This window comes from Richelia sinica FACHB-800 (assembly GCF_014698825.1).
Lineage (GTDB): Bacteria > Cyanobacteriota > Cyanobacteriia > Cyanobacteriales > Nostocaceae > FACHB-800.
The window spans coordinates 38,979-50,474 of the sequence record NZ_JACJTT010000040.1 but is presented as its reverse complement, the minus strand read 5'-3'; the positions used below and the strand labels follow the sequence as shown (position 1 = coordinate 50,474).

The window sequence follows — 11,496 nt, the reverse complement described above, 5'->3', positions numbered from 1 at the left end:
CAATCTTTAGTCACCCAATTAATGAGACTTCATCCCAATAAGCGCAAGTATTATCAACAGGGTCAAAGGGCTATGCGCCTTGTACAATCTGTCTTTTAGACTGTTTTGTCCCCCCTTCAGTGTAAATAGATAATTATAAGTTAAATTGAGCCAGTTTTTGTTGGGGAATAGCGATAACGTTTAACTCTTGTATAACATTATCAACTGCATCTACTTCTATCAGTTTTTCTGTATAAGATTCATAATAAAATAGCTGATATCCTTGATGAATCAAAAACTCTTTAACTCCCACATTTATACCTTGCTCACCCGCCAAATTTTCATAGATAATTACAGGATAAAACTGATGCAATAGTTGTTGGCTTCCCATCAAAACCGCCATTTCATGACCTTCTGCATCGAGTTTGAGAAAATCTACTGCTGTGATATTTTCTTGTTCTATCAAACTATCTAAAGTAAAACACTTCACTTCTTCAAAATTATCTGAAGTCAGACTATCGGTTTCACCATCCAATGCTAGTCGATTTAGCTCATTAGCAGGATTGAGAATTAATTTTACACTACCAGTGCGATCGCTTGCTGCTCCGGGACAAACCTTCACCCACGATAACTGATTGATGCTAGCAGTTTCATACAAGCAGTTGATACATTTGGAAAATGGTTCGACAGCTAATACTTTTCCTTCTGCACCAACCCTAACAGCAGCACTAAAGGTATAAACTCCCACATTAGCACCAACATCAATCACCGTCATACCAGGTTGAATATGGTGACACCAAAACTCCATCTCTTTCTCAAACCAGTGATTGTCTGTAATTAAAACACTGGTTACAATACTATATAAACTTGGCTCAACAGCCATGACTAAATTACTATCTACATTAATATAAGTAAACTCACTATTTGCAGGTACTTGTGTCCAGTATAATTCGGGTTGTAAAGTTTGCCCTAACTGATGCCAGTAGTTAGCGAATTCGATTTTCTTTAAATCTCTATAGGCCAAATATAAACATTGTATGACTTGTATATACTCAGGTACTAATTTTCTAATTTGGTGTAAATATATAATTCCTTCTTCTTCTTGACAAATCAAAATCGATAATGCCAATTTTAACTTAATATGTAATACCTTTGGTAAAAGCTGATTGGCTATATACAAGCAGCGTCGCATTTCCGGTTTCACAAAAATTGTCTGGACATTACAAATTACCTCACTTAAAACAAAAAATGCTTGTTCGTAAATATCTTGAGATAACAAAACTCTGCTAAATTCTTGATCGTCCTGTCCAATAAATTTTTGATAATAAGTAAAAATATAAATTAATCCAGGTGTATAGACATTAGAACCTACATCAGCAGGATGTACAGTATGAATAATGATATTAAATACTGAATTAATAGCTTTATCTGTTTCACCAATAATGCTATATATTAAAGCCAAATGAGCAGCACACAAGGGATTAGCATCTATGGCAATACCATTATTCAAAGCTTCAACTGCCATCTCCAAATAAATAGAACGCACCGCTAAATCATCAGAGCTTTTTTCTGCTTCAATAAATGCTAGTACAGCACAGTTATTCCATTCAGTTGATGAAATAGGACTATCCCAATTAGTATGTTCTATCATCAACGCAATTGGGTTTAATATCTTCTCATCAATATTTAGAATGGCTTGTTGCAGATATTGGCAATATAAATGATAGAAAGTATTTTGAGATTCCATATTTAACAGTATTTAATTTTCAACAATGATGTTTAACAATTTTATATTGTAAATTATTCTGTCTTGTCCATGACCAAATTTAATCCCTGGCAGATAAAATATCATACCCATTTTATGTGCGACTACAAATAATCCTCACAACCATAAAATTCTTCATCTCTGTGTTTATCTGCCTTTGATTTGATATTCATTTACTATATAAAAATTAATAATAGCTGAAAATTATATACAGGTAATATAAGTTACTAATCATACCGATTCTTCATTTCTAATGTTTAATCAGTATTTGGCCAAAACTTGGCATTTTGGCAACTTCATCTCAAAAAACTTGTTATCTTCAATAAATTACCAAGATGTTTTTCATGTTTATACTCAAGACGGGAAATAAACCGTCTTTTTTATTGGTGATGTATTTGGGCATTTTGGCAGATATACCGAAAAATATGTATGCTATATTGGTAAATGCCAAGGATAAAAACGGCGTAAACATCCTCAAGATAGTTGATACCATTTACTATCCTAGCAACCTATTTAATTTTATTTATAATTTTTCTTCAAACTTTCAAGGTGTATTCCTACTTTCAAGCTATTAGTAGTGACGGGTTTTACCCGTCTTTTATTGTCATTAGGAATACATTTTCATCTGCATATAATTTTTCAAAAATGGGGTAAGGTAGATCTAATTTACACAATTTTTAGTGTATCTATTTGGCATTGGCAAGATACTCATTAATCTAATTTTTACATTGGTGAATTTCATTTTCTTCACTGCTTATCAGGTCTACCGTAATTTGCATACATCCCATAGGAAGATGCTGGAAAAAAGACAAAAAGGTTAAATTAGGTTGGGATGTTGTTATGCACTGGATTTACATTAAGGTTTGGTGGTGAACCAAACCTTTTTTGTATAGAAATAAGAAGATTAATTTAGTAATCAATTTGTTGTTGGGAAATGGTAGTTACAACAAGTGAAAAAAACAAATTTATGTATCTACATAGCTAGTAGACGGACAGGTTAAACAATGTCAGACTCAAGCATCATCAGGTTTTAACTACGAACTCCTGTAGCTAGTATGAGATGGACACAGATGCGGGGAGGGGTAACACACTGTCGAAAAGTGTTGAGTTTGTTGTCACAATTTTAGCTAAATAGATTGAGAAATAAGGTGCTAATCTTGGCTATAGTCTGATATCAGCATAAGGTGTCAGCGGTTAGTTTAGTGCCCTAATTGGCATGATTTGGGAGGTCAATGGTTAGTCAATAGCTATGGACAAATTCTCAAAGGGCAAGTATAAACAAAAAAATCTTGGGTGCATATAGTCTATTCAAATTGACTACAAAATCAGATGACAAACCACTCGTCCAAACTCACGACACGATCTTCGCAAATCGTTACAACTCGTCCGCAAGGAAGTGGAAGTAAGCGAGTTGCCAAAAAAATGCGGAAACGCCCTCAAAAGCGTAGTTTGTTGTCGTCAATTTTGGCAATGACTCTCTTGTTAAGCAATGCGGGTCTGTTTATGGCTTTTGGCTGGATGAGTGTGCTGTTCATTTTTAAACCCGAAAAAGTGATATGGGTGAATAAATATTTACCAACATGGGCACAAATACCCTTAAATAATAACGATCGCCCCTACACCCTCTCGGAAATCCAAATCCTTTTGACTCAGCAGCAACGTACTCCCGGTGAAATCCTCTATTTGGATGATGAGCAAAATAATTTATTTTTACTACCAATATTTCAAGCACGTCCTAATTGTCAATCTAATTGCCAATTCCTAGTAGAGTTAAGGATTTATCAACGGACAGAAGATGAAAATTTTCAATCACAACCAGACACTTACTACCGTCTCGCTAGTCAATTACCTATAACTGGGCCAACAGTCTCTGTTCTGGAGACTGGTGTGGATGAAACACCATCAGAATCTGACTCCCCAGTACACTTACCTTTAACTCAAGTGAAAGCCTTCGCAGATCCCACACTTTCATCGGGATTTTGGTTTCATGTGTGGGGTGAAACACAACACAAAGACAAACCTTTCTCCTATGGTCAAATTGTTCACTACAACCCCAGTCGCAGTAGTTTGCAGCAATTATTAACTTGGACCAATCCCAACGGTAAACTACCTCAATGGCAACAGGTGACTGGTAGCAAAGTAAAAGAATTGGTGATAGATCAAACAGTGGATTTAGAACCACAACTGCAAGTTTATCAAATCAAATCTAGCCAGTTAGTAGCTAATTCTCTCCAACTAGAAGCCATTAACATCAAAAAACCAGCATTACCTGCTTTTGCTTTTCAGCAATCTCTCTTTCTAGCCCGCAATGGATTATGGTCTCCAGCTTTAGCTTGGTTAGAAACTTTCCAAAAACAGCAAAAAAATCCTTTGCCACCAGCAGCACAGGCCCAAATAGATTTTATTCGCTTGCATTCTCAATTTACAAAAACTCACGCCAATCAAACTTGGGCTAACCCTAGTCAACAGGTACTAGCTGATTTAATCGATGGTCGCTGGGAAAAGGCTATCCAGGTATTTGCCGCATCCTCAAATAATGCCCAAGAAATAGCCACTTTACTTAAGGCTGATCAAGGTAGATTATGGAATCGGGCAACTGCGGCTTTGCGGGTAAATCCCACAAGAAGGTCTGTTTTAGGTTGGTTAACATTGATATTAGCAGCCCAGAGGGGAGAGGAGAGGGCTAAATCATGGTTGCAAAGTCAGCCTAATGTCAATCCCACGACTCTGCTTTATATTCATAGCCTGTTAGCGAATCTCTATGGTGAAACAACAAATACGGAATTTTCTTCCCATTCTAGTCAGATTGTGGGGGGAGTGAAGCAAGTCTCCCAGGTGAATGAGAATGATTGGCTACCTTTAGACACGGCAACCAATCTCACTCTCACAGATAATCAAGTGTGGTATGAGATAGATGTGAGCAGTTTTTATGATGGTAAGAGTTGGTTAAATTATCCTTTTACCAAATTAAATTTGACTTCTATAAAATCTAGTAAATTATTAGCAAATATTTTGGGTTTGAGTTCTCAGTCCTCTATTCAAATTGTTGTTTGGCTAGAAAATGGCGAACAACAAATCACGACCAACGCCACAATTAAAGCTTTCCAATTACAAGGAGGAGGATTACGTCTGTTAGCTGCGGGGCCATTAATTCCTCAGATACAAGATACTTCTCTCTATCCTCAGCCCTTAGCTTTAACCACTACAGCATTGGAATGGGTGCAGCCATCTCCAATTACTATCAAAGAAGTTTCTCAACAAGATACAGGGAAAGTACAGAATATTTTATCAACTGTATGGCGGTCTTTACAGGAGTCCGGGGAAATTACTACTCAAAGTGTTCCTAGTTTTTCAGAAATGGCAACACTCATGTGGGATTGGCCTGTGCAGTTAATTGATTTAACTGGTGATGGTCAACAAGAAATTGTATTAACTATCTCTGCTAGTGCTATTGCATCATTGCAACAGTCAGCAGGTGATGTTTCCGAGGCAGTAGATGGAGAAGTTAGACCCCGAACTTTAATTTTCTCGGATAGGGGTAAGGTTATTTATAGCGACTTGGCGCCAAAATCACAGCAAGTGTTGATAGCGATCGCTCAACTCGCTGAAGGCCAATCTCTAGCTTTACTTGTAGAAGATGCTCACAGATATAGCCTTAAGCGGTGGTCATCTAATAAAGGGCTGTTTGAGTAGCAACCAATAGGTTTAGTTTGCATCCCCTTGGCTATCAACTTCTTCCCGTTGATTTTTCAGGTTTTGTAATTGTTGCAACAGAGAATCTATCTCTGCTTGCAAGTCCATAAACTTCTCCTGTTGGTCGTCTCGATAGTAAGCTTTGGTTAACTTACTAACTAAGCTTGCGCGGGATTCAGTATCAGTCACACTGGAAATAGTCATGGTCATTTAATCCACACTCACACCATTTAGGAATAAATATTATAATAATGTGATTTTAAGCTTTGTTAAATCATTGTATACTTTCCATCACATAGTCTAATAGATTTCCTGTTTGGTGATAAGAGACTACGATCATAATCACTCTGTTCCAGAGATGACATTGACTACTCCATGGTAAAGTTATTGACACCATAAGTAAAATACAATTAAGAAGTGCAATGCCTTGATCACTAGTCTTTCCATTGCCGAGCAAAAATCTTTAAATTTGTCGTTAAGCAGTTTTTAATCCCGTGACTTTGAGCTTGTCTGTTGCTAAATCTCATCGCCAACCCTGGCCCGGGCTGATAGAAGCCTATCGTGAATATTTGCCTGTCAGCGAAAGTACCCCTGTTGTCACTTTGCTAGAAGGTAACACACCTTTAATTCCCGTGCCGGCGATCGCAGAACGCATTGGCAGACAGGTACAGGTGTACGTTAAATATGATGGTCTTAACCCAACTGGTAGTTTTAAAGACCGGGGCATGACCATGGCCATTACCAAAGCCAAGGAAGCTGGGGCCAAGGCGGTGATATGTGCTAGCACTGGCAATACTTCTGCTGCTGCTGCTGCCTATGCGCGACGTGGGGGTATGAAGGCTTTTGTGTTAATTCCCGATGGTTATGTGGCTTTGGGTAAACTAGCACAGGCATTGCTATACGGGGCAGAAGTCCTAGCTATTCAGGGTAATTTTGACCGCGCGTTAGAAATCGTGCGGGAAATGGCAGAAAGCTATCCCATCACATTGGTGAATTCTGTCAATCCCTATCGGTTGGAAGGACAAAAAACCGGGGCTTTTGAAGTGGTAGATGCCTTGGGTAATGCACCCGATTGGTTGTGCATTCCAGTTGGCAATGCAGGTAATATCACAGCCTATTGGATGGGCTTTTGTCAGTATCACCAAATTGGTAAATGCGATCGCTTGCCAAAAATGATGGGCTTCCAAGCTGCTGGTGCTGCACCACTAGTCAACGGTCAACCAGTGTCCCATCCAGAAACCATCGCTACAGCTATTCGCATTGGCAACCCTGCAAGTTGGGATAAAGCGATCGCTGCCCAATCAGCTAGTCAAGGTAGTTTTAATGCAGTCACCGATGAAGAAATTTTAGATGCCTATAGGTTGTTAGCATCATCAGAAGGAATTTTCTGTGAACCTGCTAGTGCTGCTTCTGTAGCTGGGTTATTAAAGGTGAAAGACCAAGTACCCACCGGGGCAACAGTAGTTTGTGTTCTTACTGGTAACGGGTTAAAAGATCCAGATACAGCCATCAAGCACAGTCATGCACAGTTTAAACAAGGTATTCCCGCAGACTTAAAAGCTGTAGCAGAAGCAATGGGATTTTGAGGCAATTGTCCCCAATGGACAAAAATTTAGATTTCCCATCCCCCCAAACGGGGGGATAGTTTACTATTTAACCCATAAAAAAACAAATTTTTCTAAATCCATTCAGGTGTGCTTATCCCCAGTAATCCACTATGGGTAATGCCTGTATCAATATTTATGTAAGTCTGTACAAAATCCTGTTGATTATCTGCGTTTATCTGCCTTCAATAATTAATTATATGCAGATGTATATTATTTTTAATTAATGCGTATAAACCATGTTGAATTTTAATTAAAAACATTTTTTTATAAAAAAATATATTTTAACTCACTAATATTGGTTGTTGATATATAGGTATTATCAATGACAAAATTAAGGTATCAATACGCTTTCAACAAGTAATCTTCAAAATTACCGCAGTATTTATACGGTAATATCAAGAGTATTGATTTATCAAACAAGCGATCGCTCCTGATATATGAATTTTCGATTGAATGAGGAGTGATTTTTATAAAATTTATTTTCTATTAAATACATATACAAACTGATCAAGTCTGATGAACACTGAAATTAATCTAGCTCAATTCAATTCAAAGCTTATATCACAATCAATAGAAATTGCTTAAGGTGCTGACAATGACAAATCAAAACAATGCAACATCCAAAATTTCACCCACTAACAATAATAAAAATATAGCAAAATTAACCATATTACCCGTTCTTGGCACAGCTAATAATGATTCTTTTTCAGGTACTCATGAAGATAATATTTTTGATGGTTTAGCTGGTAATGACCGTATCTCTGGCAATAATGGTAATGATTCTTTAAATGGTGAAAATGGTCACGATACCTTAAACGGTGGTACAGGTGATGATATTCTTCTTGGTGGGACTGGTAATGATTCCTTAAATGGTAGTAGTGATAACGACATTTACGAGTTTACTCAAGGTTTTGGGGAAGATATTATTTATGATTCCAGCGGTAATGATACCATCCGTTTTGGTACGGGAATAAATTCATTTGATATCACTTTAACTAGAGACCAAAATAATCTTTATTTCCGCTTTGGCAGTAGCACCGATAAACTGACAATTCAAAATTGGGGTTACAGTGGAACCTTTCAAATCGAAAATATAGAATTTGCTGATGGTAGTAGTTGGAGTTTATCTAAATTACTCACAGCACCTTTCATGGGAAATGATAATAATGATGCTTTTACAGGTACTAATGACAATGATATCTTTTACGGATTAGCAGGCAATGATCGTATATCCGGCAGTGATGGTCATGACACAATAGATAGTGGTGCAGGGAATGATTCTTTAGTTGGTGGTGCAGGGAATGATTCTTTAGTTGGTGGTGCAGGGAATGATTCTTTAGTTGGTGGTGCAGGGAATGATTCTTTAGTTGGTGGTACAGGGAATGATTCTTTAGTTGGTGGTGCAGGTGATGATATTTATCAGTTTAATCAAGGTTTTGGACAAGATATTATTTACGATTCAGGTGGTAATGATACCATCCTTTTTGGTACGGGAATTAATTCATCGGAAGTTGGTTTTACCAGAGACCAAAATAATCTTTATTTTACGAATATTAAAAATGGCAATAAACTGACAATTCAGAATTGGGGTGCTGGTAATAGCTTCCAAATTGAAAAGGTAGAATTTGCTGATGGTACGATTTGGAATGTGGCTAAATTACTGACAGCAATTTTTGTGGGTACTAATGGAAATGATTCATTTTTTGGTACCAATGGTGATGATGACTTTTACGGTTTAGGAGGTAATGATACAATTTTTGGCAATAATGGTAATGATTACATCATTGGTGGTACTGGTAATGATTCCTTAAATGGTGCTGTAGGTAATGATTATGTCATTGGTAGTTCTGGTAATAATATCCTCATCGGTGGTTTAGGTAATGATTTCCTCATCGGTAGTTCTGGTAATGATTCCTTAAATGGTGATGGTGGTGATGACTTTTACCAGTTCGCTCAAGGCTTTGGACAAGATATTATTTATGACTCAGGTGGTAATGATATTATCCGTTTTGGCAGCGGAATTAATTCATCAGATATCAACCTCACAAGAGACCAAAATAATCTGTATTTAACTAACATCAAAAATGGCAATAAACTGACAATTAAAAACTGGGGTTATGGTAGTAGTTGTCAAATTGAAAGAGTAGAATTTACCAATGGAACTAGTTGGAATTTAGATAGGTTACTGACAGCACCGTTTATCGGTACTGTTAATAATGATTTATTTACTGGGACTAATAATAATGATATCTTTGATGGATTAGCAGGAAATGATTCTATTGCTGGGAATAATGGCAATGATTCCTTAAATGGTGGTGCTGGTAATGATTCCTTAAATGGTGGTGCTGGCAATGATTCTTTAATTGGTGGTATTGGCAAAGATACCCTGGTTGGTGGTGCTGGTAGCGACTTTTTTAATTTCTACACTTTAACAGATTCTCTATTAAGTGAATTTGATGTGATTAGCAACTTCAACGCTAATAATGGTCATGATTTATTTGGTATAACTATTATGAGAGCAGGATTTGTCAATGTGGGGACAGTAAGCTCTCTAAATGCCATAGATATTAGCAGCAAATTAACGACCGCTGCTTTTCAAGCGAACTTTGCAGCACAGTTTAGTTTAGGAAATAGGAATTTTGTCGCTATTAATGATGCCACAACAGGGTTCAATGCTGCTGCTGATGCAATTATTGAAGTTACAGGATTAACCGGCACATTAAGTATTAATAATTTTGTCAATAATACAAATACTTTATGATGCTGTGTGCACAAAACAGATAAACTTTTTTTGTCAATGTCGAGATTGTACGAGATGGTATTAAATCTCTATCTGGTTGAATATGATATCAAACAGGCTTGGTCTCAGATTCACTACTGTTTACCTGTTCTTTTATTTCTTCTACCTCTTTACCGGATACTCGTGCTTTTGCCAAACTGTCAATAGCATCACCTAAAGCTGTGGTTAGACTTTTTCGGGTTTGTTCGTGGTTAGTTTGTTCGGTTTTTAACGCTAGTAACAAGCGATCGCGTTCTTGGGTGAGGGTAATCACTTTGTCTTGCAGTTCCTCTAGAGAACTCAGTTTTGATATTTCTTGTTCAATCGCTGTTCTAGTATTAGTTTCTGCTAGGTTTTCATAGTTGATACCCTGGAATTTTTGCAGTTCAGTTTTCAGGGAAGCGATCGCTTGTTGGTGCATTCGTGCCTCAGCGCGTCTCTGTTCAGCTTCAGTATTGTATAGTTGTCGCCATTTTTGCGAACTTTCCCACGCTTCGTCTCGTTCTCGCTGAAGTTGAATCATCTGCTGTTTTAGAGACTGGATTTCCCCTAACCATTGCTGTGTTAAATACCCAGGTTTATCAATACTGTCAGTCATGACTTGAGTTAATTGTAGTAAATAAATATGACAAAAAGTAAAAAATTTAGGGTTTGAAATCAGGCCACCTTTTGAGCAAAATCATCCTAGCTAAGATTAAAGTCCTAGTGTAGCCTCCTCTAAGGCCAGTATAGAACTTTCATCATTTACCCTGAGTAAACCCAGCCTAACTAACCAAATATCATGTTTTTGCCTCGCTTTATTCGTTTTTTCCAGCATTTACATAGGCACACACTACATCTTACTTTCACAAGAACCATAGAAAGAAGACTACTAGGACTAGCTTCGGAAATAGCTTTTAACGCCATGTTATCTTTATTTCCAGCGATTCTGGCATTGTTCACAGCCATTGGCCTCTTCACAGGTGTGCAAGATACCTTTATTCAACTAGCTGTGCAATTGAGTCGAGTTGTACCCCAAGAAGCTTGGAAACTAATTAGTGATTTTGCTACCCAAGAAATTGCCAACTCTAAGAATAGTAGTTTATTTTCCCTCAGCTTTGCGATCGCTCTCTGGTCAGCTGCTGGTGCTGTCAGTACCGCAATGACCGCTTTTGATCAAATCCAGCAAATACACCCAAATCAAATGCGTCCCTTTTGGCAAGCAAAACTCGTTTCTCTAGGATTAACGATTGGGACAATTTTATTACTAATGCTGGCTTCTTTCCTAGTATTTATTAGCGATTTTTTATTAGGAATGGTTGTTGCTGGTCATCCTGCTTTAATATTCTTATTACATCTGTGGCAATTGTTGCTTTGGCCTGTAGCCTTGTGTGTCGTTGCAGCCACCTTTGCTTTTATTTATCGCTACGGGGCCAGTCAGAGAAGCCCTGGAACACCAATCATGCCAGGAGCAATTTTAGCAGCAATTTCCTGGGCAGTTCTATCCGCACTTTTTCGTCTTTATGTAACTAATTTCGGAAATTATAATAAAGTCTACGGTACAGTAGGAACCTTTATTGTTTTAATGTTGTGGTTGTGGATGAGTGCCTTTGTTCTCCTGGTCGGTTATCAAGTTAATGTCACTGTAGGTGAAGATATGCACTCCTACCGAAAAATGAGTTTAAAGAAATAAC

Annotated in this window: 7 protein-coding genes; 4 read left to right on the top strand and 3 right to left on the bottom strand. The window is 37.5% G+C overall.

Annotated elements, in window-relative coordinates:
• Positions 1-133 precede the first annotated feature (133 nt).
• A complete protein-coding gene (locus H6G73_RS20585) occupies positions 134-1,726 on the bottom strand; it encodes an FkbM family methyltransferase (protein ID WP_190607861.1) in 1,593 nt (530 codons plus the stop codon).
• 1,440 nt (positions 1,727-3,166) lie between these two features.
• Here H6G73_RS20585 and H6G73_RS20580 point away from each other — a divergent pair.
• On the top strand, positions 3,167-5,437 hold the full coding sequence (locus H6G73_RS20580) for a hypothetical protein (protein WP_313948769.1): 2,271 nt from the start codon (positions 3,167-3,169) through the stop codon (positions 5,435-5,437).
• Between the two features lie 12 nt (positions 5,438-5,449).
• On the opposite strand, the gene H6G73_RS20575 is transcribed toward H6G73_RS20580, so the two are convergent.
• On the bottom strand, positions 5,450-5,647 hold the full coding sequence (locus H6G73_RS20575; protein ID WP_190607858.1) for a hypothetical protein: 198 nt from the start codon (positions 5,645-5,647) through the stop codon (positions 5,450-5,452).
• 284 nt (positions 5,648-5,931) lie between these two features.
• Here H6G73_RS20575 and thrC point away from each other — a divergent pair, with 284 nt between their 5' ends.
• Together thrC and H6G73_RS20565 are read left to right on the top strand one after the other, a co-directional pair.
• Positions 5,932-7,023, top strand: a complete 1,092-nt coding sequence (gene thrC / locus H6G73_RS20570) for a threonine synthase (RefSeq protein WP_190607856.1) — start codon at positions 5,932-5,934, stop codon at positions 7,021-7,023.
• Between the two features lie 616 nt (positions 7,024-7,639).
• Entirely contained in the window at positions 7,640-9,805 is a 2,166-nt protein-coding gene (locus tag H6G73_RS20565) for a calcium-binding protein (protein ID WP_190607854.1), read from the top strand.
• A gap of 88 nt (positions 9,806-9,893) precedes the next feature.
• On the opposite strand, the gene H6G73_RS20560 is transcribed toward H6G73_RS20565, so the two are convergent.
• Positions 9,894-10,421 carry a hypothetical protein gene (locus H6G73_RS20560; protein ID WP_190607853.1) on the bottom strand — a complete coding sequence of 176 codons (528 nt, stop codon included), beginning with the start codon at positions 10,419-10,421 and terminating at the stop codon, positions 9,894-9,896.
• 183 nt (positions 10,422-10,604) lie between these two features.
• Here H6G73_RS20560 and H6G73_RS20555 point away from each other — a divergent pair, with 183 nt between their 5' ends.
• On the top strand, positions 10,605-11,495 hold the full coding sequence (locus H6G73_RS20555) for a YihY/virulence factor BrkB family protein (RefSeq protein WP_190607851.1): 891 nt from the start codon (positions 10,605-10,607) through the stop codon (positions 11,493-11,495).
• Position 11,496 lies beyond the last annotated feature (1 nt).

Bases quoted from the DNA above. Each gene is read 5' to 3' on its own strand.
- H6G73_RS20585 (WP_190607861.1), bottom strand. From the start codon at position 1,726: ATGGAATCTCAAAATACTTTCTATCATTTATATTGCCAATATCTGCAA.
- H6G73_RS20580 (WP_313948769.1), top strand. From the start codon at position 3,167: ATGCGGAAACGCCCTCAAAAGCGTAGTTTGTTGTCGTCAATTTTGGCA.
- H6G73_RS20575 (WP_190607858.1), bottom strand. From the start codon at position 5,647: ATGACCATGACTATTTCCAGTGTGACTGATACTGAATCCCGCGCAAGC.
- H6G73_RS20565 (WP_190607854.1), top strand. From the start codon at position 7,640: ATGACAAATCAAAACAATGCAACATCCAAAATTTCACCCACTAACAAT.
- H6G73_RS20560 (WP_190607853.1), bottom strand. From the start codon at position 10,421: ATGACTGACAGTATTGATAAACCTGGGTATTTAACACAGCAATGGTTA.
- H6G73_RS20555 (WP_190607851.1), top strand. From the start codon at position 10,605: ATGTTTTTGCCTCGCTTTATTCGTTTTTTCCAGCATTTACATAGGCAC.